Here is a 21,955-nt window from a genome sequence, read left to right as displayed (position 1 = left end):
CGTTCTGCGCCTCCTGGCGACCCGCCTCCCGTCGCCGCAGTCGGCGACCTTCGCGAGTCGCACGCGCGGACCGTGCTCGCCGCTCGCTTACCGCGGGTCGGGATCAGGCGGGTACGACCGGCGCGACCCAGCCGTCGTCAGCGGCGCTCCAGTCGGCGCTGCGGGTCCACCCGGCGTCGCGCAGCGTGTTCTCGGCTTCTCCGGGGCTGCTGATGGATTCGGGAAGTTCGATCTCGGTGATGGGCGAGCCGCGATCATCTCGCACCGTGACGACCGGGGTTCGACCTGATTTCGCCGAGATGAAGTGCGCTGTGTTGGTCATGATCTTCACGTGCCTTCCTGCTTCGTTGGTTTCGTTCGGTCCGCATTCGTCGTTTGGTCCGCAGTCGCGCGATCGCGTGGAGCGCGAGCACCGAGCCCGCTCATCGGCCTGCCGTTGAACGGATCGTCCGGCAAGCGCGGCCGAGCACGACGCTGCGCGCATCGCGAGCACGTCCACCGCAGCCTGCGAACCTGGCGCGATCGCTCGGTCTCGGTTCACGCGAACACTTGGAATCCCGAACCTGGGCACGCCCGATCCCGGCTTCCCGCTGGGGTCAGCCCTGGTGCTGTTGGATGAGGTCCCGGATGTACTCGATGCGACCGCAGCCCTCGTCCAACCGCTGCTTGCGCGTGTTCATGAATGCCTGACCGATCTTGTTGAGCTGCGGCGTGGCAAGAGCTTCGCGCGCGTCGGCCAGGAGCGTGCGTTCCTCTTCCGCCAGGTGATGGCTGACCACCTCGGCAACGCGTTCGAGCTTGCGGTCCCAATCAGAGCTCCCCGATTCGCTGGCTTCCAGCAACTCGAGCAGGGCGCGGTGTCCCTCCAAGTGCTCCGCGGCTCCGTGATCGACTTCTCCGTCGTCGACGTCGGCGAGCTTGCGAAGGGCCGGGTAAACCTCGGTCTCCTCCGCCTCCGAGTGCGCCACCAGGAGGTGCGAGAAATCGGCCAGCGCTGCTTCACGATCGGTCTCCCCGGACCGAAGTTGCCGGAGGGCCTCGTGAAACTGGCGGTGGTCGGCCAGGATCAAATCCACGACGTCGGACATGTTGTGACTCCTAGCTTCGAACAGCGAGCGGGAAGTACCACCCGCAGGCGGCTGCGGATCGTCCGGCCGTCCCCGCATTGCGAGATGCCGGTGGTGGGAGCCCCGGTGCGGCTGGGCTCAGCCGAACATCTCGCTGATCGATCGGGGCAGCTGATCGACGGTGTCGTCGATCTGACCCTCGGGCGCCCAGGTGCGCAGCGTGCGCAGCACACCGCGCACCAGGTCCTCCGTGGTCTCCAGGTCGGTCGTCGTGATCTCCCCGCTGACGCGGTCGAGGAAGCTGGTCTTGTCGAGCGACCGCGCTTGACCACTGCGGCCGGAAAGCTCGCGTCGCAGCTCTTCCGGGAGTTCCGGCATCAGGTCGTCGACCTGTCCGCCGCTGATGCCCTCCGCGAGGGTTCCCAGCGTTGCCCTCGTCAGCCGCTCCGCTTCATCGGCCGAATCCAGTTTCGTCGCGCCTTGCACGTCTTCGACGAACGAACGCATCGTCGTGCCGTTCCACGGCGTGATATCCATGCTTTCCTCCGTTGCTGGTTGCTCAGGGCGCGTGCGCATTCCGCTCTTCGGCGCGGACGCCGGACGTGCGCTTCGCGGTCGGGTGCGCGGCTCCGGTCCCCGCACCGAGTCGCAGCGGGAGAACGGCCGTCCAGCGCAGGTCGCCATGCGCGACTGCCGCAGCGCGCAGCGCATTTCCCGAGTTCCGCCTCGGCGCGACCCGCGCGGATGAAGCACTAGCTACCGCGGTTTTCCCCGAGTTCTTCAACGATGGGGTTCGAAGGGATTTCGGTCTCGTGCTCGGCCAGCGCGTCCTTCGTCTTCTGGCGTGCCTGCTGAGCTTTGTCCGAGCTGGACTGCCCTTCTTCGGTCGCCTTGTCCAGGGAAACCGAACGTTCGACTTCGGTCAGGTTCGCGTAGCTCGCCGGCGGCATGCCTCGCAGGGCTTGCAGCGTTTCGGAATCGGCGTTCTGCGCATCCGCGTGGCTTATCAGTTCCTCCTTGGAAGCGGGGAAGGTCGCGTCCGTCAACGTCGCTTTCAGGGTCTCGCGGTCCGTGCTCAATGTGCTTCTCCGTTCCCTCTCAAGTGCAATGCCCGTGTCACTCGTTGTGTTCGATGCCCTTGCCCGTGCTGCTGCGCGTCCCGGGCGGTGACGGGCGCCCTGGCTCAGCGGGCCCTTCCGGGGTCACCTTCGAGCTGGACGGAGTGTGGCCGGGTACATCATTCGGATCCTTTTCGGCACCCGGCGAGGGGACTGCTCCACGCTGAAGCTCGTCGAGACGACCGGTGAGGAGCTCGGTCACGGGCACCCGGGCTGCGTGCGCGCGCTCGTGCTCGAGGAGCTGGCGGAGTTCGTCCTCCGTCAGCGAACGAATGCGGTGGCCGAGCGCGCCCAACGGAAGCTCGTCGAAGTCTGGCAGTGGCAATTGCTTGTCGGACATCGTTGCCTCCTAGCAGCTCAGCTTGGCCTCGTGACGGCGAGCCCACCTCGCGTGGCTGCCCGCTGCGGCGATATGCGATGCCCGGTTCGCATGCTCGGACTCGCGCGAACCGGTGGCGCACCGCTGTTATCGCTCACGCCCGTGTCAGTACCCATGTCGGGCCGCGAACAATCATCAACGCCTCGCCTGAAACCCGCACGTCGTGCGCGGGACGCCGGGTGCACCGCCGGCGGAGCGCGAAACCGCTGGTTCGCGGTCTCGGCCGTCGCGTAGGTTGGGCGCCATGGGTGTCGTGTCGTCGGTGAACGTGGCCGTCCTCAGTACCGGGGAGTGGACCGGCCGGATCGGGAAGTCCGGCATCGACAAGCGCCCGGTCTCCCGGACCGTGCTGTTCGCCGAGTCCGGGGTCGATGGCGACCTGGTCTGCGACACCGACAACCACGGTCGCTGGTTCCAGGCCGCCTACGCCTTCGACGCCGAGGAACTCGCCTTCTGGTCGGACGAGCTCGGCAAGGAGCTCGTGCCGGGCAACGCGGGGGAGAACCTGACGTTGACCGGTTGCGCGAGCAGCGACGCGGTGATCGGTGAGCGCTGGGGGATCGGCAACGCCGTGCTGCGGGTGACCGGCCCGCGCCAGCCCTGCCGCGTGTTCGCCGGGTTCTGGGACGTCCAGGGCCTGGTCAAGCGGTTCACCGAGCACGGCCGCACCGGTACCTACTGCGCCGTGGAGCGTTCCGGCGAGGTCCGCGCGGACGACGAGGTGCGGGTGCTCTCGCGTCCCGAGCACGGGGTGACCGTCGCGGAGGTCTTCGCCGTGCAGTTCCACGGTCGCGACGACCTCGCCGAGCACGTCGCGCGCTGCCTGCCGGACCTGCCCGAGCCGTGGCGCGCGAAGGTCGCCACCAAGGTCTGAGGTCGCCGCGTTCCTCGGTCGTCCGGCGCCCGCGGCTGCGCGGCCGCTCGACCGCCTCGCCCCGCGGGAGTTCGTTCCCGCCGCATGACCCGCTCAGGTGATTTGCGAACTTCGCGCACCTGCCGATCTCGGGCCCGTCACCTGCGCCGATGCCCGCGCTCGTGGCTCGCGCAGCCCGCTCCGGATCGATAATGTGATGCGTCACACCCTGTTGCGCGCAGGTGTGTACGGGCAAAGATTGGGCGACCAAAAGTTTGGCTTCCGAGTATTGAACGGCGCGGTTCGGGCGGAAGGTGCGTTGCGAGATGACCAACGAGCTGGAGCACTTCATCGGCGGCAAGCGTGTGCCGGGGACGTCCGGGTCCTACGGTGACGTGTTCGATCCCAACACCGGACGGGTCCAGGCCAGGGTTCCGCTGGCCTCGGCCGAGGAGGTCACCGCAGCGGTGGACGACGCCGCGGCGGCGCAGCGGGCCTGGGCGGCGCAGAACCCGCAGCAGCGGGCGCGCGTGCTGATGCGGTTCCTGCAGCTGTGCAACGAGCAGATGGACGACCTGGCCCGGCTGCTGGCCTCCGAGCACGGCAAGACCGTCCCGGACGCCAAGGGCGACGTGCAGCGCGGGCTCGAGGTCGTCGAGTTCGCCGTCGGCATCCCGCACCTGCTCAAGGGCGAGTACAGCACCGGCGTCGGAACCGGTATCGACGTCTACTCGCTGCGCCAGCCGCTCGGGGTGGTCGCGGGCATCACCCCGTTCAACTTCCCCGCGATGATCCCGCTGTGGAAGGCCGCTCCGGCCATCGCGTGCGGAAACGCGTTCGTGCTCAAGCCCTCCGAGCGGGACCCGTCGGTGCCGATGCGGCTGGCCGAGCTGTTCATCGAGGCCGGTCTGCCGCCGGGTGTGTTCAACGTGGTCAACGGTGACAAGACCGCGGTGGACGCGCTGATCGAGGAGCCGCGCGTCGAGGCCATCGGGTTCGTCGGCTCCTCCGACATCGCCGAGTACATCTACTCCGGCGCCGCGGCGCACGGCAAGCGCGCGCAGTGCTTTGGCGGCGCCAAGAACCACCTCATCGTGATGCCGGACGCGGACCTCGACCAGGCCGTGGACGCGCTGATCGGCGCGGGCTACGGATCGGCTGGCGAGCGCTGCATGGCGATCTCGGTGGCCGTGCCGGTCGGCGAGGAGACCGCGAACGCGCTGGTCGACAAGCTGGTCGAGAAGACCCGCAACCTCAAGATCGGCACCAGCTTCGAGGAGGACGCGGACTTCGGGCCGCTGGTGACCGGCCAGGCGCGGCAGCGGGTGCACGACCTGATCGGCGTGGGCGTCGAGGAGGGCGCGCAGCTGCTGGTCGACGGCCGCGGCTTCCAGAAGGAGGGCCACGAGGACGGGTTCTTCCTGGGCGCTTCGCTGTTCGACCACGTCACCCCGGACATGCGGATCTACCGCGAGGAGATCTTCGGTCCGGTGCTGTCGGTGGTCCGCGCGGCCGACTACGAGGAAGCGCTGCGGCTGCCCAGCGAGAACGAGTACGGCAACGGGGTCGCCATCTTCACCCGCGACGGCGACGCGGCCCGCGAGTTCGTCTCCCGGGTCAATACCGGCATGGTCGGCGTCAACGTGCCTATCCCGGTCCCGATCGCCTACCACACGTTCGGCGGCTGGAAGCGGTCCGGATTCGGCGACCTCAACCAGCACGGGCCGGACTCGATCCGCTTCTACACCAAGACCAAGACGGTCACCTCGCGCTGGCCCTCCGGACTCAAGGAAGGCGCCAGCTTCACGATCCCGACGATGCACTGACCGCCGCGGGCCGGCGATCCCGGCCCCACGACGGAAGGGAGCGGACGTGTCCGCTGCAGCGCTTTCCGCATCACCGTTCGAGCTCACCGACGACCAGCGCGCGCTCCAGCAGGCCGCGCGGGAGTTCGCCGACGACCAGCTGGCACCCCACGCCGTGGAATGGGACCAGTCCAAGCACTTCCCGGTGGAGGTGCTGCGCGCGGCCGGCGAACTGGGCATCGGCGGCGTCTACGTCGACGAGTCCGTCGGCGGCAGCGGGCTGAGCAGGTTCGACTCGGCGCTGATCTTCGAGGCGCTGGCCACCGGCGACCCGTCGATCGCCGCGTACATCTCCATCCACAACATGTGCGCGGGGATGATCGACCGGTTCGGCGACGACGCGCAGCGGGCGCGCTGGTTGCCGAAGCTGTCCTCGATGGAGCTGCTGGCCAGCTACTGCCTGACCGAGCCGGGGGCCGGGTCCGACGCGGCCGCGTTGCAGACGCGCGCGGTCCGCGACGGCGACGACTACCTGCTCACCGGCGTCAAGCAGTTCATCTCCGGCGGCGGCAGCTCGGACGTCTACGTGGTGATGGCCCGCACCGGCGAACCCGGTCCCAAGGGCATCTCCACCTTCGTCGTCGAGGCCGGCGCGGAAGGGCTCTCGTTCGGCGCCGACGAGAAGAAGATGGGCTGGAACGCCCAGCCCACCAGGCAGGTCGTCTTCGACGGCGTGCGCGTTCCCGCCGACCAGCGGCTCGGCGAGGAGGGCATCGGCTTCAGCATCGCCATGGCCGGGCTGGACGGCGGCCGGTTGTCCATCGGTGCCTGCTCCCTCGGGGGTGCGCAGGCCGCGATGGACAAGTCCCTCGGCTACGTGCGCGAGCGCAGCGCGTTCGGAGTCAAGATCGGTGAGTTCGAGGCGCTGCAGTTCAAGCTCGCCGACATGGCCACCGACCTGGAGGCCGCGCGGCTGATGCTGTGGCGGGCGGCGTGGGCGCTCGACACCGGGGACCCTTCGGCGACCAAGCTGTGCGCGATGGCCAAGCGGCTGGCCACCGACACCGGTTTCGCGGTGGCCAACGACGCGCTGCAGATCCACGGTGGATACGGGTACCTGGCCGAGTACGGCCTGGAGAAGATCGTCCGCGATCTGCGGGTGCACCAGATCCTGGAAGGCACCAACGAGATCATGCGCCTGATCATCTCCCGCGGGCTGATGGCGGCTTGAGGCGTGTTCGGAATCGGAGCGGCGTTCTGGCTCCGGAAGCCGGGACTCGTGTATGACCGATACGCAACGCCACGGCCGTCCTCGTCCGCCGGGCATCCCGGCGATGCCCGGCGGACGAGGACGGCCGCCGGAGGAACAAGTGGCTTCGCCGCTTCGAGAGAACGCTCGTAGGAGTTCGCACATGACCGAACCCGAGGTCCTGGTCCGCGAGAACGGATCGCTCGGACACATCACCCTCAACCGCCCGAAGGCGCTGAACTCGCTGACCCTGCAGATGGTTCGCGAGATGACCGAGGCGCTCGACCAGTGGCGCGGTGCCGGGCGCATCCGGGCGATCCTCATCGATGGAGCCGGGGAGAAGGGGCTCTGCGCGGGCGGCGACGTCCGGGCGCTGCACGACGCGGCCAGGGCCGGGGACGAATCGCTGCCGATCGCGTTCTGGACCGAGGAGTACCGGCTCAACTCCGCGCTGGCGAACTACCCGAAGCCGGTCGTGGGGATCATGGACGGCATCTGCATGGGCGGCGGCGTGGGCATCACCGCGCACGGCTCGCACCGGGTGGTCACCGAACGCTCCAAGGTGGGCATGCCGGAGGTCGGCATCGGGTTCATCCCCGACGTCGGCGGCACCTACCTGATGTCGCGCGCTCCCGGTGAGCTGGGCACGCACCTGGCGCTGACCGGCGGCGCGGTCGGCGGCCCGGACGCCCTGCAGGCGGGCATCGCCGACCACTACGTCACCAGCGACCGGCTGCCGGAGCTGGCCGATGCGCTGGCCACCGGTGAGGTCGACGACGTGCTCAAGTCCTTCGCGGCCCCGGTGCCCGAGGCGCCGCTGGCTGCCCAGCGCGAGTGGATCGACGCCGCCTACTCGGCCGATGACGTCGAGGAGATCCTGCGCAGGTTGCAGGACCGGCCGGAGGAAGCCGCGCACGCGGCGGCGGCGTCGATCGAGTCCAAGTCGCCGACCGCGCTGAAGGTCACGCTGCGCGCGCTGCGCGGCGGGTACGACTCGCTCGAGCAGGCCCTGACCCAGGAGTACCGGCTGGCGATGGCCTGCGTGCGCACCGGCGACTTCCTGGAGGGCGTGCGGGCAACGCTGGTCGACAAGGACCGCAACCCGCAGTGGTCGCCCGCAACGCTGCCCGAAGTGGACGGATCGAGGGTGCAGAAGTTCTTCGAACCGGGCCCGGACGAGCCGGCCATCTTCGGCTGAGTTCCGGCGTCCTTGACCGAAGTTCCAGCGCAGAAAGGTTGTGACAATGGCTGTCATCGGTTTCATCGGGCTGGGCCACATGGGCGGTCCGATGTCGGCGAACCTCGTCAAGGGCGGGCACACCGTGCAGGGCTTCGACCTCGCCCCCGCTGCGCTGGGGGACGCGGCCGCGCACGGTGTGACCACGGTGTCCTCGATCGCCGAGGCGGTCAGCGGCGCCGAGGCCGTGATCACGATGCTGCCCAGCGGCAAGCACGTGCTCGCGGCCTACGACGAGATCCTGCCCATGGCCACCCCGGGTGCGCTGCTCATCGACTCCTCGACGGCCGACGTGGCCGATGCCCGGGAGGCGCATCGGCGCGCCGAGGAGGCCGGGTTCGGCTGCATCGACGCCCCCGTCTCCGGTGGGACCGCGGGTGCCGAGGCGGGGACTCTGACGTTCATGGTCGGCGGCTCGGAGACCGACTTCCAGTGGGCCGAGTCGTTGCTCGAACCCGCTGCCCGCAAGGTCATCCACTGCGGTGGTCCCGGGCACGGGCAGGTCACCAAGATGTGCAACAACCTCATCCTGGGGGCCTCGATGATCGCGGTCGGCGAGGCCTTCGTGCTGGGCGAGCGGCTGGGGTTGTCCCATCAGGCGCTCTACGACGTCGCCTCCATCTCGACCGGGCAGTGCTGGGCGCTGACCACGAACTGCCCCGTTCCCGATCTCGTGGAGACCAGCAGGGCCAACCGGGACTACGAGCCGGGCTTCGCCTCGGCTCTGATGCTCAAGGACCTCAAGCTCGCCCTCTCGGCGGCGGAGCAGAGCGGCACCGACACCGAGATCGGGCGGCTGGCCACCGAGCTCTACGCCCGCTTCAACGAGGAGGGCGGCGGAGACCAGGACTTCGGCGCCATCATCAAGAGCATCCGAAACCACTCCACCACCTGACCCACCCGACACGCCGGCCGCACTCCACACCCGACCGGCTGAACCTCGAGAAACCTCTCGAAAACCCACCCCCGATTTCCAGGGAATTCGGGGGTGGGGGTCCGTTGGGTGGGGGTGGTGGGGGTCGGCGTAGCCTGCTGCGTTGTGTTGGAGATGGTGGTCGCGTGGTACGACGGCGTCGAGCTGTGGCTCGTCCAGCTGGCCTACCCGCTGCAGGTCGCGTTGGTGCTGGCCGTGCTGGTGCCGTTGTGCTGGGGTGTGGCGCGGGGTGTCGACCGCGCGCTGGACGTCCTCGCCGCCCGGTTCGCCCGCGGACGCGACGTGCGGGGCCGCGGTGAGAGGGGACGGGCGGCGTGAGTTCGCGCAAGCGCATTTCGTCGGCGTTGATCGGTCTGGTCGCGCTGGTCGTGCTGGGTTGGTTCGGCCAGGACATCTTCGCCGACTCGCAGGGCTCGGGCGGTTCGGTCCCGGGTGCTTCCGAGTCCGGGCTGCCGGTCGAGGAGCTGTCCAGCCTGCCGCCGGAGGCCGACAAGACCTGGGGCTTGATCGAGCAGGGCGGTCCGTTCCCGTATCCGGGCAAGGACGGCTCGGTGTTCGGCAACTACGAGGGCGAGCTGCCCGACGAGAAGCGCGGCTACTACCACGAGTACACCGTCCCCACACCGGGCGAACCGGACCGCGGCGCGCGCAGGCTGGTCACCGGCGGCCAGGACGAGGTGTACTACACCAATGACCACTACGAGTCGTTCGTCGTCGTCGATACGGACGGTTGAGCGCGATGTTTGCGACGAAGCTGAGGTTGCGGAAGGAGCGCCCGGTGAGTGAGCAGCCCTCCTGCGAGCGCACGACCCGGCAGGTGGTGGCCGACGCGGAGGAGCGCGGCGCCACCGTCCACGTGCTCGACGGCGCCGACCTGGACAGCAAGCGCACCACCATGGACGGCATCGCCGCGGTGCTGGATTTCCCCGAGTGGGCGGGCCGCAACCTGGACGCGCTGTTCGACTGCCTGACCGACCTGTCCTGGCTGCCCGAGGGCGAGCACGTGCTGGTCTGGTCCGGCTTCCAGAACCTGGCCGAGCACGATCCGCGGGCGTTCAACGGCATCAACTCCGTGCTGCGCGATGCCGCCGAACGCCCCATGTGCGGACGCACCTTCACCGCCGTGCTCACCAAGGAATGACGACCAGCTGTTGTTTCCATGGTCGGTGTGCGTGGCGGTGCGGGTGCGGAACCTGACGCGCCGCGTGGCTGCGGGATCCGCTCCTTGAGCAGCGACACGCGGCGTCGCGGCTGTCCGCGCCACACGACGCGTCAGAACCCGCGGCGGCGCGGGCCGAGTCCCACACTCGAAAAGGCGGCCGCCGCCGCACACGGCGCGGACCTCTCAACAGCGGATCATCGCAGCGCCTCCGGAACCCAGGACGGCTTGCGCTTCTCGGCGAAGGCCAGCATCCCTTCCTGGCCCTCCTTGCCCGCGAAGTGCTCTGCGGAGAGCTCCAGCATCTGTTCGAAGGCCTCGGACATCTTCGCGGGTTGCTGCGCGGTCAGCATCGCCTTGGTCGACGCCAGCGCACCGGGCGCGCCCAGCGCCAGCATGTCGGTGTAGCGCTTGACCTCGACATCGAGCCCGTCGGCGGAAACGGCCGAGTTGAGCAGGCCGATCTCGGCGGCCCGGCTCCCGCCGAAGGTCTCTCCGGTGAGGAACAGCTCGTGGGCGCTGCGCGCGTTCAGCCGGGGCAGCACGGTCACCGAGATGACCGCGGGCACGACCCCGATGCGCACCTCGGAGAACGCGAAGGTCGCCTCCTCGGCGGCCACCGCGATGTCGCAGGCGGCCACCAGACCGACGCCGCCGGCTCGCGCGGGCCCGCCGACCTTGGCGACCACCGGCTTCGGGCAGGTCCAGATCTGCTCCAGCAACGCGGGGAACTCGTTGACCCCCTGCGCGTCGGCGTCCGCCGACCGGGACTCCTTGAGGTCCATCCCGGCGCAGAAGACCTTCCCGGTGTGACCGAGGACGATCACCCGCACCGCTTCGTCGGCGATCGCCGCGTCCAGGCGTTCCTTCAGCTCCTTGCGCAGCTGGGCCGACAGGGCGTTGCGGTTGTGCGGGGAGTCCAGCGTGATCGTGCCGATCCCGTCGGACACGTCGAGGTGCACGAGTTCATCCATGCCCGAGACGTTAACGATCCGATTCGCTCCGGCCAACGGCAGCGCGTCGCCGAGATCACGTCGGCGGGTAGCGCTCGGCCCATTCCGGCGGGTGCGGGCCGAACTCGCGGACCGCGTCCCGGGTGAGCTCGTCGATGACCTCGTGCAGCTCCAGCTGCGCGGACCAGTGCTGCGGGATCGACTCGGCGCCGATGGCCGCGGCCACGAGCGCGCCGGCGATCGCGGCCGCGGTGGCGCTGTGGCCGGAGTGATTGGCCGCGATGGGCAGCGCGACATCGAAGTCCGGGCCCGCGGTGAGCGCGGCGTAGCAGCCGATCGCCAGCGCCTCGTCGGCCGTGTTGCCGGTGCCGAGCTCGCCGGTGAGCTCCTCGGGAGACAGACCGCTGCCGGACAGGCGCAGCGCCGCGCCCAGCCGCTCGGTCAGCTCGTCGTGCCCGGGGTGGGGCGCCAGCTGCTCCAGGACGCCTGCGACCGCCTCCGGCGGGTCCTCGCCGAACATCAGGCGGGAGACGAGGTAGCCCATCGCTCCGGCGCCGAGCAGGGCGGTGGGGTGGCCGTGCGTGAGGGCGGCCGCGCGCATCCCGAGGTCGAAGGCCGCCGGGGAATCCGCGCTCCACAGCGCGGCGGGGATGGCGCGCAGGACGGCGCCGCTGTCGGCCGAGTCGCTGGCGGGTGCGGCCGGCGTGCCCATCGGCTGCTGGCCCTTGGCGAAGGAGATGAGGGTGCGCATCATGGTCCGGCCCGGATTGCGGGTCTGGAACAGCGCGCGTTGCCCGATCAGCCAGCCGTCGGGTTCCGGGGTGGCGCCGCGGAACTCGCCCGCGGCGCGCGGCCAGCTCAGGTGCTGGGTGTGCAGCCAGCGCTGGTAGGCGTGCTGTAGGTGCCGGACCGGATCGTCCGGACCGGTGCCGCGGCGGGCGATGTTGGCGCGGAGGATCCCTTCCACCGAGAACAGCAGCACTTGCGTCTCGCTGCCCAGTCGGCCCGAGGGGTGGCCTGCGGGGATGTAGCCGGTCAGTCCCTCGGGGCCGTGGCGGGCCCGGATCTCGTCCCAGCTTTCGGCGGCGACCTGCGCGCCCAGCGCCTCACCGATCGCGCAGCCCAGCACGGCGCCGCGGAAGCGGTCCCGAGCCGCGGCCGAGCGCGGAGCCGCGGACAGCGCGGTGCCGTAGTGCTGCGTCGACGTCTCCGGTGCGCTCGCGTCGGAGGCGGGGTAGCGCTGCTCCCAGGCCGCCGACTCATCGGGATTCGGGCCGAACTCCACGGCGGCATCCGTGGCCAGCCGCTCGACGAGCTCGGTGATCGGCAGCCGGTCACGCCACCCGTCGGGGATGGCAGTGGGGCCGTGCAGCGCGCCGAGCAGCTGCCCGCACAGCGCGGCCGAACCTGCGGCGTCCCCGCCGTGCACCCCGGCCGAGGCGATCGCGGCATCGAAGTCGTCCTGGCAGGCCAGCGCGACCCGGGCTGCCACCGCGAGGGTGTCCAGGCCGCTGCGGCCGGGGCGTGCCAGGTGGGAGGGTCCGGGCCGGAATCCGGCGGGGCTCAGCCGTCCCAGCCGCACCGCGTCGCCGAGCGTGCTCCGAGCCGACTGCCAGCCGGAAATGCCTTGTGCCAGCGCGGTTTCCAGGTCGTGGCGGCGCAGCAGCCACAGCGTCGTCGCGCCGAGCACGCCTGCCGGGTTGTGCCCGTGCGGGTGGCCGTGCGTGAGCGCGGCGAGATCGCCGCCGAGGGCCTGCACGATGCCGGGATCGTCCGACCACAGCGCGGCCACCGCGCCGAGCGGAGCGCCCGAGGCCGTCCTGGAGGTGTTGATCGGCTGCTGCCTGCTGCCCGCCGGGTGCCCGGCGGTGACCCGGGCCAGCGCGGTCAGCGGTGTCGGGTCGTCGCTGTGGCTGTCGCGCAGCTCCGGTGCTCCGACCAGCGGACCGTTCGGGCGGGGCGCCTCGGACCCGCAGTCCCGCCACGGGAGACCTCGGGTGTGCAGCCAGCGACGCAGGCCGTCGAGAGCGGCCTCCACCGGTTCTCCGGTTCCCGTGGCGCGGTACCGGGTGTGCGCGCGGATGAGGCCTTCGAGCACGAACAACAACGCGGTGGAGCGCTGGCCCACCCGGCCCAGCACGGCGAACTCGCCGACCGCGCCGCCCAGCAGCATGCCGAGCAGCCGCGCCGGGAGCTCGTTCTCGCCGAGCAGCGAATGCGCCCACAGCGGTCGCCGGGAGGGGTGCCGCCGCCAGTGCCGGGAGAGCTCCAGAAGCCGTCGTTCCACCGGGTCGAGGTGCTGCTGAGCGCGCCACGCGCCCAGCAGCGCCCGCTCGGTGTCGTCCAGCCCTCTCCCGTCCACGTCGGACTATCCGGCGTAGCGCTCGGCCCACTCGGGGGCGGGCTCGTCCGGTTCCGATTCGCCGCGCGCGCCTTCCGCGTCGGCGATCAGCCGGTGCAGGACCTCGCGCAGCTCCAGCTGCTCGATCCGCTCCTGGGGGACTTCGGCGATGCCGCGCTCGGCGCCGAGCAGGGCGCCGCAGATCGCAGCGGTCGCCGCGCTGTTGCCCGCGTGCGTCGCGGCCAGCGAGACCGCGTCGTCGAACGAGGCGGGGTGCGACAGGGCCGCGGCGACGGAGATGGCCAGCGCCTCCGGGGCGTTGAAGCCCAGCCCGAGCGACTCCAGAACGGTCGGCGAGACCGGACCGGCCGTGGCGACCTCGACGGCCGAGCGCAGCCCCTGCGCGGTGGTTTCGGCGCCCTCCATGCGGTCCAGCTCGGGCAGCACCGCCTCGATGGCCGCACCGAGCGGCTGACCGGCGGCCAGCGCGTTGATCAGACCGGCGAGCGCGGCGGCCGGGAAGTAGCCGTCGGGATGGCCGTGCGTGAGCACGCCGATCTCCACGCCCAGCGAGATCGCCTCGGCGTGGCCGGTGGTCTCGAAGCCCACGACCGCACCGCGGGCGGTCGCGGATGCGGAGCGGGCGTCGTTCGGCGGGTTGCTCGGTGTCGGGTTCTCGCTGCGATCGCCCCAGCGAGCCAGTGCGGTCAGCGTCGCTTCGTCCGGGAACCGCTGCGCGTGCAGGGCGGTGAAGCCCTCCAGCGGGTCACCGGGCTCGGGCGGCGTGACCCGGGCACCCTGGGCGTGCAGCCAGTGCCGCAGGGCGTTGCGCACCATCGTCGGCCGGTCGGCCGAGTTGAGCCGGGCGCCGATCAGGCCGGACAGCAGGAACGCGGACTGCTGGGTGATGCCGGTGGCCGTACCGCGGGCCCCGAAGTGCTCGGCGAACTCGCGCACGCCGTCCGGGTTTTCGCGCAGCGTGGTGAGCAGATCGCTGAACACCCAGGGAGCGCCCAGCGCGTCGCCGACCGCGCCGCCGAACACGCAGCCCGACAGCCGCTCCTGCCTGCTCGGCTGCGGCCTGGGGTCCTCGGCCGGTTCCTCGGGCTCGGGAGCGGCCGCGACCTCTTCCCCGATCAGCTGCGCGGCGCGCTGCTCGCCGAACGCCTCGACCAGCAGCTTGTGCAGTCCCTGGGTGAGCTCGCTGGGGTTGCCCTCCTCGTTGTCCCGGAACTTCCGCCAGGCGGCCAGCAGCCGGAGCTCCTCGCTGGACAGGTCCGGGTCCTCGGTCTTGGCCTCGGCGGAATCGGGCGTCGCGGAGTCCTCGTGCTCGGCAGCGGGATGCGGTGCGGACGCCTCCTGGGGGGAGCTCGCGGGTGCCTGCTCGGGTTCCTGCTCCGGGGCGGGCTGCGCCACGGCCGTCTCGGCCTCGGGAACGGCCTCGGGCTCGGGATCGGGCTCGGATTCACCGACCGGCTGCGCTTCCGGTTCCGGTTCGCGCTGCGGGAGCACCGGTTCGGCGTCGACCTCGTCGGGCAGCTCGGCCATCGCGGCGGGCTCGGCATCCGGCTCGGGCTGCGGCACGATGTCGACCGGCTCCTCGGCGGCCACCTCGGGCTGAGCGACGGCCATCGGTTCCGGCTGCTGCTCGGCGGGTTCGTTGACCGGGTAGCGGTCCTGCATCTCCGGCGGGTTGGGGCCGAAAGCCTTGCTCGCATCGGTGGCGACGGCAGTGATGAGCTCGGCGAGCTCGATCTTGTCCTGCCAGTGCTGCGGGATCGCGGCGGCGGTGTGCGCCGTGCCCATGACGGTGCCGCAGACCGCGGCCGTGGAGTCGCTGTCGCCGGAGTGGTTGGCCGCCAGCACGACCGCCTCCGGGAACGACTCCGGATGGGTCAGCGCCGCGCACACCGCGATGGCCAGCGCTTGCGCGCCCGAGCGCAGGTCGCCGAAGGAGTTCTCGATCTGCTCGGAGGTCGGCGCGCCGGTGGCTGCCAGCTCGACGGCCTTGCGCAGGGCCGCGGTCGACTCCTCGTGCCCGTCCCAATTGGACAGTTCGAGCAGCGCGCGTTCGACCGCCTGCGGCAGCGATCGGTTGGCCAGCAGCTGTTGCACCAGCACCGCCAGCGCACCGGCCGGGAGGTGCCCGTCCGGGTGGCCGTGGGTCAGCGAGGCGATCGCGGCGCCCGCCCAGAACACCTCGGCCGGGTTGTCCGACCACATCGCCGCGGGCGCCACGCGCACCAGGGCGCCGCAGTCGGTGGCCTCGTTGACCCGGTTTCCGAGCGAGCCGGGTTCGCCGCCTCCCGCGTACGCCTGCAGTGCCTGCAGGCAGGTCGCGGCGGGGGAGCGGCGCACGAAGAGCTCGTCGTGCTCGACGAGGTGGCCGTCCGGCCGCTGGGTGGCCAGCGGCCCACCGGCCTCGGCCCACTCGAAGCCCTGGGTGTGCAGCCAGCGAAGATGGGCGTACCCGACCTGCTCGGTCGGGTCGGTGATCCCGCCTTGCAGACGTGCGATCGAGGCGCGGATCAGGCCGTCGGTGGCGAACAGGGTCAGCTGGGTCTCGTCGCTGACCGATCCGCCCTGGTGGTGCGCGTCGACGTAGTCGATGAGCCCTGAATCGCCGTACTTCGCGCGGATTTCCGGCAGCGAATCGGCTTCGATCGGATAGCCCAGCGCGTCACCGGCGGCGGCGCCGAGCAGCATTCCCCGGATCCGCTGCGCGTGCAGGTCCGCGGGGGAGGACGGCCGGGGAGCGGCCGACTCCGGCGGCTGGACCACCGATTCCGCGGCTGCGGCGACCGGCTGCGGAGCCGCCTCGGCGTCGTCGGGCTTCGGCGCGGAATCGGAGTCCTGCGGTTCGGGAATCTCGGTGCCCTCCTGCTCCGCTGGGGGAGGGGGCACCGGCGTGGTGACCCTCGTGGTCTCCGTGCCCGTCCCGCCGTCGCTCTGGCTCTGGCCGGTGGGCTCGTCGGCGGTCGGCAGCACCGAGGTGAAGTCCAGGCTGGAGACGTCCTTGGCGCCCGGGTAGCGCGCGGTCCACGCCTCGCCGGTCGGCGGCGCCCCGCCGAACTGCAGCAGGGCGTCCTTGACCAGCGTCTCGAGCGTTTCGCGCTGCTTGAGGTCGCGCACCCACACACCGGGCAACGCGGTCGCGCCGTACATCGCGCCGACGATGTTGCCGCAGATCGACGCGGTCGAGTCGCTGTCCCCGGAGTGGTTCGTCGCGATGATCAGCGCGCTCGCCACGCTGTCGGTGCTCAGCGCCGCGCAGATGGCGATGCCCAAGGCCTCGTGGCCGGACCAGCCCCCACCGAGGTCGTCCTTGAGCTGCTCCGGAGTCGGTTTGCCGCGGCTCGCCAGCTCTTCGGCGGCCTCGAGCACCCGCTCGGTCTCCTCGTGATCGCGGTAGCCGACCAGCAGCTCGCGGGCCTGCTCGAGCGCCTTCGCCAGCGGTTCCTCGTGCAGCAGCCGGTGCACCAGCACCGCCAGCACGCCCGCGGGGAGATAGCCGTTGGGCTTGGAGTGCGTCAGCGCTGCGGCAGCGGCGGCCAGTTCGAAGACCTCGCGCGGGTCCTCGGACCACAGCGCCATCGGGGCCGCGCGGACCACGCCGCCGCAGTTCTCGGCATCGTTGATCGCTCGGTCGAAGGTGCCGGGCGCGCCTGCCGAGGCGAACTCGCGCAGCGCGCTGATGCAGCTGGAGTTCGGCGACCGCACCGCGAACAGCTCGGCCTGGGCGATCAACCAGCCGGTGGGCTGCGGGTGTTCGGCTGCGAACGGGCCGGCGGCGCGCTCCCAGTTGTAGCCCTGGGTGTGCAGCCAGCGCTGGTAGGCCAGCTGCAGCGCGGGAAGCGGGAAGTTGTCCGGGTCGGCGATGTGGCCCCGGATCAGGCCCTCCAGCGTGAACATCGCCAGCTGCGTGTCGTCGGTGAACTCACCGGGGTGCTCACCGGAGCGGTCGTACTCGGTCACGCCGTCCGCGCCGAAGCGGCTGCGGATCTGGTCGACCGGGTAGAACTCCACCGGCGCGCCGAGCGCGTCGCCGATCGCACCGGCCAGCACCGAACCCAGGAACCGGCGGCCGAACTCGGTGTCGACCGGTTGCGGTCCCGCTGCGGCCTGCTGCGGGGCCCCTGCGGGAGGGGATGCCGGAGCGGAGGGCACCGGAGGGGCGGCCGGATTGCCCGTCGGGGGCGACATCGGTACGCCGACCGGCTGCGGCGGAACCGTGTGGGCGATCTTGACCAGTTCCTCGGCTGGCATCCGGGCCTTCACCGCGCTGGTCGGGTTGACCTGCAGGTCGATTCCGCTGAGACCGCAGCCGGCCAGCTGGCGGCCGGTCATCCGCTGCCAGGTCGTCCAGTTCGACGGCAGGAAGTTCTCCGAGGTGAACAGCTGCAGCTGCCTGCGGCCGGACTCGTGCTCCACGGTGAACAGCCCGCTGCCCTGCGGCTGGGCGAACAGGATCAGCTCGGAATCGAGCATCGCGGTCAGCAGCGCGCTGCCCTGCGCGTAGCCGGTGGTGGTCAGCTGCAGGGCGCGCTCGACGTCGTTGGACGGAGCGGGCAGCCGCAGCGCGACCGGCGATGGGCGGTAGTTCGGGTTCGGGGAGAAGTCGTCGGTGATCTCGCCCTGCTCGTCGACCCGGTAGCCACCGATAAAGCCCCAGGGCGGGACCTCCGCGTTCGGATCGGTGAAGATCGGGTCCACCACGTACAGCCACGTGTTCGGCTGCTTCTTGGCCTGCTCCTGCATAGCCGGTGTGATGACCGGTCGGCTCGGCTGCTGCGTGTTCATCTCGCGCTGTTGTCCCCGACTCCTCGTCCAGCCTTGCAATTCTCGCCCCGCACACCAAACGGTCACTCGAGAGCGCGGGCCTGACGGGGACGGCGTGCACAGGGAGCGGCTTGATTCCCCGCCCAGGCGCTGTCATGCACTCTCTCATGACCCCACGGGGTGAATCGTAGTCTTTCGCAGAACAACTCTGCGTCAATAGGCCTCGGCGCGTTGACCAGCGAGGAAGATCAGGCCGACTCGGATTCGGACAACGCTGCGGCCATCAGACAGGTCAGGCACGGCATCCCGACGGGACCCTCGAAGGCCTCGGCCTGACCGGGGACGATGTCGAACCCGCAGTAGGCGCGCAAGGTCGGGGGAAGCTCGCCGTCGTTGTCCCGGGGCAGCGGGAAGAAGTGGCAGGACTTGTCCTGCTCGGTGCGCGCGAACTCGGCGCGCACCCGCGCGATCAGATGCGGCACCGGCCCCACGGCGATCACCCCAGCTCGAAAACCCGCTCGACGGGACACATCATGCCGACCGGGGCCGGTCGCACCCCAAAGTTGGCGACTTCCCGCCAATGTCTTGCGGAGCGGACATCGGGATCGGCCGGACAGGCCGGCAACAGCGAGGCTCAGACGGCGATGGGAAGGCGGTCCTGCGTCATCGCGAGTTCGTAGCGGTGCAGGATCAGATCCGCCACGCCCGGATCGTTGGCCATCGGACCCGCGATCAGCGGCGAGTCGGCGTTCCCCCGCGCGAGCTCGATGATCCGGTCCGGCAGCAGGCCCGGTGCCAAGAACCAGGAGCCGACCGCGATGCGGCGCGCGCCGCGGTCGCGCAACAGCTCCAGCGCGGCCGGGACGTCCGGGGAGGCCGCGGCGGCGAAGGTGGCGACCGCGCCCGCCCAGGAGGTGCGGGACTGCCAGCGGGCCGCGACCTCGTCGACCAGGCGGTTGGCCGGGGCGTGCGAGGACCCCGCGCCGGCCAGCAGCACGCCCAGGTCCGGGTCGGACGGGTCGGCGCCGGCCTCCAGCAGCCTGCGCCAGGCCGCCTCGTCGAGGCGGGGATCCGGGCCCAGCACGTCGCCGACCCGCACGCGCAGGTCCGGGTGGCGGCGCTGGGCGTCGGTGACCGCCGCCGGAACGTCGACGCGGGCGTGGAACGCGCGGCCGAGCAGCAGCGGCAGCACCACAGCGTCCCGGTGCCCGTCGTCCCGGACCGCGTCCAGCACGTCGCCGAGCAGCGGCTCGGAGAGGTCCAGGAACGCCGCGCGCACGTCCAGCTCGGGACGCAACGCCCGGACCACGTCCAGCAGCCCGTGAATCGTGGCCGCCGAACGCGGGTCCCGGCTGCCGTGCGCGACGGCGATCAGCGGAGTCATCGTGCGAACGGGGCCAACGGGTCGCCGACCATCCCGGCGGCCAGGGTGGTGCCGTCGGACGGGTCGATCACCAGGAACGCGCCGGTGCGGCGGCTGTCGGCGTAGTCGTCGACCGGCAGCTGCTCGGCGGTGCGCAGCTGGATCTGCCCGATCTCGTTGAGCTGCAACGAGTCCGGAGCGGCCACGCTGGACAGCTGCTGCTCGTCGAAGCGCGCGGACAGGTCCGTGACCATCGCCTGCACCGTGCGGGTGCCGTGCTTGACCAGCACCTTCTGCCCGGCGCTGAGCGCCTTCTCGGCCAGCCAGCACACCGTGGCGTCCAGCTCGTCGGTGAGCTTCGGCGCGGTGGCCGCGGTCGCGATCAGGTCGCCCCGGGAGATGTCCAGGTCGTCCTCGAGCAGCAGGGTCACCGAGTGACCGGCCGCCCCCTGCTCGAGCTCGCCGTCGGCGGTGTCGACCTTGGCGACCTTGGTGCGCACGCCCGCGGGCAGCGCCACGACCTCGTCGCCCGCCGAGACCACGCCTGCGCCGATGGTGCCCGCGTAGCCGCGGTAGTCCGGGTACTCCGCGGTGCGCGGCCGGATCACGTACTGCACCGGCATCCGGAACGGCGCGTCGTGCGGGTCCGGTGCCACCGGGACGCTCTCCAGGTGCTCCAGCAGCGACGGGCCGGAGTACCACGGGGTGTTGTCCGAGCGATCCACCACGTTGTCGCCGAGCAGCGCGGAGACCGGGATGGTCACCACGGCGTCGTCGGTGTACCCGAGCGCCCGGGCGTGCGCGGAGAACTCCTCGGCGATACCGGTGAAGGTGGCTTCGTCGAAGTCCACCATGTCGATCTTGTTGACGGCCAGCACCAGGCGCGGCACGCCCAGCAGCGCCAGCACCGCCGCGTGCCTGCGGGTCTGCTCGACCACGCCGTTGCGGGCGTCGACCAGCAGCACCGCCAGCTGCGCGGTGGACGCACCGGTCACGGTGTTGCGGGTGTACTGCACGTGCCCCGGGGTGTCGGCCAGCACGAAGGAGCGCTTCGGGGTGGCGAAGTAGCGGTAGGCCACGTCGATGGTGATGCCCTGCTCGCGCTCCGCGCGCAGGCCGTCGACCAGCAGCGACAGGTCCGGTGCGGACAGACCGCGGTCGGCGCTGGCCTGGTGCACCGCGTCCAGCTGGTCGGCCAGCACCGACTTGGTGTCGTGCAGCAGCCGTCCCACCAGCGTGCTCTTGCCGTCGTCGACGGAACCGGCGGTGGCCAGCCGCAGCAGGTCGGTGTGCACGGGCAAGGTCACCTCGGTGCCGCTGTCCGGCGCGGTACGGGTGGTGGTCTCGGTCATGAGGGAAACCCACTCCTGGTGGTCAAGGGCTTGACTAATCGTGCTGTCGGGAACCGGATCGGCAGCTCGGTGGTTGCGTTGTGCGGCGGAGCCGCCGTTTCAGGTGTGAAANCCGGATCGGCAGCTCGGTGGTTGCGTTGTGCGGCGGAGCCGCCGTTTCAGGTGTGAAACTCAGCTCGCACCGCCGCGGGTTCTCGGACGTCGTCGGGTGCGGACAGCCGCAGCGCCGCGTAGGCGGCTGCTCAAGTCGTNAAACTCAGCTCGCACCGCCGCGGGTTCTCGGACGTCGTCGGGTGCGGACAGCCGCAGCGCCGCGCAGGTGGCTACTCAAGTCGCGGATCCCGCAGCCCGACGGCGTCCGAGGTTCCGCTACCGGCACCGCCACGCACACCGCGAACGAAGGCATTTTCCTCAGAAGTAGCCCTCGCGCTTGCGGTCCTCCATGGCTGCTTCCGAGATCCGGTCGTCGGCGCGGGTCGCGCCGCGCTCGGTGAGCCTGCTGGCCGCGACCTCGGCGATCACGTCGTCGACCGTGAAGGCCTCGGACTCCACCGCGCCGGTGCAGGAACCATCGCCCATGGTGCGGTAGCGCACGGTCTTGGAGACCACGGTCTCGCCGTCGCGCGGCCCGCCCCACGGACCGGAGGTCAGCCACATGCCGTCGCGGTCGAAGACCTCGCGGCGGTGCGCGTAGTACAGCTCCGGCAGCTCGATCTTCTCGCGCTGGATGTAGCGCCAGACGTCCAGCTCGGTCCAGTTGGACAGCGGGAACACCCGCACGTGCTCGCCCGGGCGGTGCTTGCCGTTGTAGAGGTTCCACAACTCCGGCCGCTGCCTGCGCGGGTCCCACTGGCCGAAGGCGTTGCGCAGGCTGAAGATGCGCTCCTTGGCCCGGGCCCGCTCCTCGTCGCGGCGACCGCCGCCGAAGACTGCGTCGAACTTGTTGTCCGAGATCGCGTCCAGCAGCGGCTGGGTCTGCAGCGGGTTGCGCGTGCCGTCGGCGCGCTCCTGCAGCCTGCCGTCGTCGATGTAGTCCTGCACGTGCGAGACGACCAGGCGCAGCTGGTTCTTCTCCACCAGCTCATCGCGGAAGGTGATGGCCTCCGGGAAGTTGTGCCCGGTGTCCACGTGCAGCAGCGTGAACGGCACCGGAGCCGGCCAGAAGGCCTTGATCGCCAGGTGCACCAGCACCGTGGAGTCCTTGCCGCCGGAGAACAGGATCACCGGGCGGTCGAACTCGCCTGCTACTTCGCGGAAGATGTGAATGGCCTCGGACTCCAGCGCGGCCAGGTTGTCCACCTGCGGCGGCGCGCCCGGTGTGGACACCTCGGTCTCTGCTGTGGTCATTTCCCCTCCGTGGATGTCG

At 70.9% G+C, this 21,955-nt stretch carries 20 protein-coding genes; 8 read left to right on the top strand and 12 right to left on the bottom strand.

Going from position 1 to position 21,955, the window contains the following annotated elements:
- Positions 1–103: 103 nt before the first annotated feature.
- The 5 genes from ABD289_RS15065 to ABD289_RS15045 all read right to left on the bottom strand — a co-directional run bounded on the left by ABD289_RS15065 (position 104) and on the right by ABD289_RS15045 (position 2,525).
- A complete protein-coding gene (locus ABD289_RS15065; protein WP_344131989.1) occupies positions 104–499 on the bottom strand; it encodes a hypothetical protein in 396 nt (131 codons plus the stop codon).
- A 97-nt stretch (positions 500–596) separates the two neighbouring features.
- On the bottom strand, positions 597–1,088 hold the full coding sequence (locus tag ABD289_RS15060; protein ID WP_344131986.1) for a hemerythrin domain-containing protein: 492 nt from the start codon (positions 1,086–1,088) through the stop codon (positions 597–599).
- Positions 1,089–1,205: 117 nt separating this feature from the next.
- Positions 1,206–1,604 carry a DUF2267 domain-containing protein gene (locus ABD289_RS15055; protein ID WP_344131983.1) on the bottom strand — a complete coding sequence of 133 codons (399 nt, stop codon included), beginning with the start codon at positions 1,602–1,604 and terminating at the stop codon, positions 1,206–1,208.
- 215 nt (positions 1,605–1,819) lie between these two features.
- Positions 1,820–2,146, bottom strand: a complete 327-nt coding sequence (locus ABD289_RS15050; RefSeq protein ID WP_344131980.1) for a DUF2795 domain-containing protein — start codon at positions 2,144–2,146, stop codon at positions 1,820–1,822.
- A 37-nt stretch (positions 2,147–2,183) separates the two neighbouring features.
- Positions 2,184–2,525: a DUF8129 domain-containing protein gene (locus ABD289_RS15045; protein WP_344131977.1), complete on the bottom strand. Its 342-nt coding sequence runs from the start codon at positions 2,523–2,525 to the stop codon at positions 2,184–2,186.
- A gap of 283 nt (positions 2,526–2,808) precedes the next feature.
- Between ABD289_RS15045 and ABD289_RS15040 the strand changes: the two genes are divergently transcribed.
- The 8 genes from ABD289_RS15040 to ABD289_RS15005 all read left to right on the top strand — a co-directional run bounded on the left by ABD289_RS15040 (position 2,809) and on the right by ABD289_RS15005 (position 9,783).
- Positions 2,809–3,438 (top strand): MOSC domain-containing protein, encoded by a 630-nt coding sequence (locus ABD289_RS15040; RefSeq protein WP_344131974.1) that lies wholly within the window; start codon positions 2,809–2,811, stop codon positions 3,436–3,438.
- Between the two features lie 305 nt (positions 3,439–3,743).
- Positions 3,744–5,243, top strand: coding sequence for a CoA-acylating methylmalonate-semialdehyde dehydrogenase (locus ABD289_RS15035; RefSeq protein WP_344131971.1), 1,500 nt, complete (start codon positions 3,744–3,746; stop codon positions 5,241–5,243).
- A gap of 46 nt (positions 5,244–5,289) precedes the next feature.
- Positions 5,290–6,453 carry an isobutyryl-CoA dehydrogenase gene (locus ABD289_RS15030; protein WP_344131968.1) on the top strand — a complete coding sequence of 388 codons (1,164 nt, stop codon included), beginning with the start codon at positions 5,290–5,292 and terminating at the stop codon, positions 6,451–6,453.
- Between the two features lie 181 nt (positions 6,454–6,634).
- Positions 6,635–7,669, top strand: a complete 1,035-nt coding sequence (locus ABD289_RS15025; RefSeq protein ID WP_344131965.1) for an enoyl-CoA hydratase/isomerase family protein — start codon at positions 6,635–6,637, stop codon at positions 7,667–7,669.
- Positions 7,670–7,715: 46 nt separating this feature from the next.
- Positions 7,716–8,603, top strand: a complete 888-nt coding sequence (mmsB, locus tag ABD289_RS15020; protein ID WP_344131962.1) for a 3-hydroxyisobutyrate dehydrogenase — start codon at positions 7,716–7,718, stop codon at positions 8,601–8,603.
- A 153-nt stretch (positions 8,604–8,756) separates the two neighbouring features.
- The gene (locus tag ABD289_RS15015; RefSeq protein WP_344132097.1) at positions 8,757–8,960 is read left to right on the top strand and encodes a hypothetical protein; all 204 of its coding nucleotides are present in this window, start codon (positions 8,757–8,759) and stop codon (positions 8,958–8,960) included.
- On the top strand, positions 8,957–9,376 hold the full coding sequence (locus tag ABD289_RS15010) for a guanyl-specific ribonuclease (RefSeq protein WP_344131959.1): 420 nt from the start codon (positions 8,957–8,959) through the stop codon (positions 9,374–9,376). The genes ABD289_RS15015 and ABD289_RS15010 overlap by 4 nt, the downstream gene beginning before the upstream one ends.
- 5 nt (positions 9,377–9,381) lie before the next feature.
- Positions 9,382–9,783, top strand: coding sequence for a barstar family protein (locus ABD289_RS15005; RefSeq protein WP_344131956.1), 402 nt, complete (start codon positions 9,382–9,384; stop codon positions 9,781–9,783).
- Positions 9,784–9,998: 215 nt separating this feature from the next.
- Here the strand turns inward: ABD289_RS15005 and ABD289_RS15000 are convergent, their stop codons facing one another.
- From ABD289_RS15000 to cysD, 7 genes are all read right to left on the bottom strand, one after another.
- Entirely contained in the window at positions 9,999–10,775 is a 777-nt protein-coding gene (locus ABD289_RS15000; protein ID WP_344131953.1) for an enoyl-CoA hydratase family protein, read from the bottom strand.
- 55 nt (positions 10,776–10,830) lie between these two features.
- On the bottom strand, positions 10,831–13,116 hold the full coding sequence (locus tag ABD289_RS14995) for an ADP-ribosylglycohydrolase family protein (RefSeq protein ID WP_344131950.1): 2,286 nt from the start codon (positions 13,114–13,116) through the stop codon (positions 10,831–10,833).
- Between the two features lie 6 nt (positions 13,117–13,122).
- On the bottom strand, positions 13,123–17,895 hold the full coding sequence (locus ABD289_RS14990) for a type VII secretion system-associated protein (protein WP_344131947.1): 4,773 nt from the start codon (positions 17,893–17,895) through the stop codon (positions 13,123–13,125).
- A gap of 227 nt (positions 17,896–18,122) precedes the next feature.
- A complete protein-coding gene (locus ABD289_RS14985; RefSeq protein ID WP_344131944.1) occupies positions 18,123–18,365 on the bottom strand; it encodes a hypothetical protein in 243 nt (80 codons plus the stop codon).
- Positions 18,366–18,508: 143 nt separating this feature from the next.
- Positions 18,509–19,258 carry a sirohydrochlorin chelatase gene (locus ABD289_RS14980; RefSeq protein ID WP_344131941.1) on the bottom strand — a complete coding sequence of 250 codons (750 nt, stop codon included), beginning with the start codon at positions 19,256–19,258 and terminating at the stop codon, positions 18,509–18,511.
- The gene (locus ABD289_RS14975) at positions 19,255–20,589 is read right to left on the bottom strand and encodes a sulfate adenylyltransferase subunit 1 (protein ID WP_344131937.1); all 1,335 of its coding nucleotides are present in this window, start codon (positions 20,587–20,589) and stop codon (positions 19,255–19,257) included. The genes ABD289_RS14980 and ABD289_RS14975 overlap by 4 nt, the downstream gene beginning before the upstream one ends.
- Positions 20,590–21,000: 411 nt before the next feature.
- A complete protein-coding gene (cysD, locus tag ABD289_RS14970) occupies positions 21,001–21,936 on the bottom strand; it encodes a sulfate adenylyltransferase subunit CysD (protein WP_344131934.1) in 936 nt (311 codons plus the stop codon).
- Between the last annotated feature and the right edge of the window lie 19 nt (positions 21,937–21,955).

Origin of the sequence: Saccharopolyspora halophila (genome assembly GCF_039531955.1) — a bacterium.
Lineage (GTDB): Bacteria > Actinomycetota > Actinomycetes > Mycobacteriales > Pseudonocardiaceae > Saccharopolyspora > Saccharopolyspora halophila.
The sequence above is the reverse complement of the archived record's forward strand: the minus strand, read 5'-3'. Positions and strand labels throughout refer to the sequence as shown.

What these genes read in the sequence shown, in the direction of transcription:
- ABD289_RS15000 (WP_344131953.1), bottom strand. Translation starts at nt 10,775, where the DNA reads ATGGATGAACTCGTGCACCTCGACGTGTCCGACGGGATCGGCACGATC.
- mmsB (WP_344131962.1), top strand. Translation starts at nt 7,716, where the DNA reads ATGGCTGTCATCGGTTTCATCGGGCTGGGCCACATGGGCGGTCCGATG.
- ABD289_RS15040 (WP_344131974.1), top strand. Translation starts at nt 2,809, where the DNA reads ATGGGTGTCGTGTCGTCGGTGAACGTGGCCGTCCTCAGTACCGGGGAG.
- ABD289_RS14975 (WP_344131937.1), bottom strand. Translation starts at nt 20,589, where the DNA reads ATGACCGAGACCACCACCCGTACCGCGCCGGACAGCGGCACCGAGGTG.
- ABD289_RS14980 (WP_344131941.1), bottom strand. Translation starts at nt 19,258, where the DNA reads ATGACTCCGCTGATCGCCGTCGCGCACGGCAGCCGGGACCCGCGTTCG.
- ABD289_RS14990 (WP_344131947.1), bottom strand. Translation starts at nt 17,895, where the DNA reads ATGAACACGCAGCAGCCGAGCCGACCGGTCATCACACCGGCTATGCAG.
- ABD289_RS15015 (WP_344132097.1), top strand. Translation starts at nt 8,757, where the DNA reads ATGGTGGTCGCGTGGTACGACGGCGTCGAGCTGTGGCTCGTCCAGCTG.
- cysD (WP_344131934.1), bottom strand. Translation starts at nt 21,936, where the DNA reads ATGACCACAGCAGAGACCGAGGTGTCCACACCGGGCGCGCCGCCGCAG.
- ABD289_RS15060 (WP_344131986.1), bottom strand. Translation starts at nt 1,088, where the DNA reads ATGTCCGACGTCGTGGATTTGATCCTGGCCGACCACCGCCAGTTTCAC.
- ABD289_RS15035 (WP_344131971.1), top strand. Translation starts at nt 3,744, where the DNA reads ATGACCAACGAGCTGGAGCACTTCATCGGCGGCAAGCGTGTGCCGGGG.
- ABD289_RS15025 (WP_344131965.1), top strand. Translation starts at nt 6,635, where the DNA reads ATGACCGAACCCGAGGTCCTGGTCCGCGAGAACGGATCGCTCGGACAC.
- ABD289_RS15005 (WP_344131956.1), top strand. Translation starts at nt 9,382, where the DNA reads ATGTTTGCGACGAAGCTGAGGTTGCGGAAGGAGCGCCCGGTGAGTGAG.
- ABD289_RS15045 (WP_344131977.1), bottom strand. Translation starts at nt 2,525, where the DNA reads ATGTCCGACAAGCAATTGCCACTGCCAGACTTCGACGAGCTTCCGTTG.
- ABD289_RS15055 (WP_344131983.1), bottom strand. Translation starts at nt 1,604, where the DNA reads ATGGATATCACGCCGTGGAACGGCACGACGATGCGTTCGTTCGTCGAA.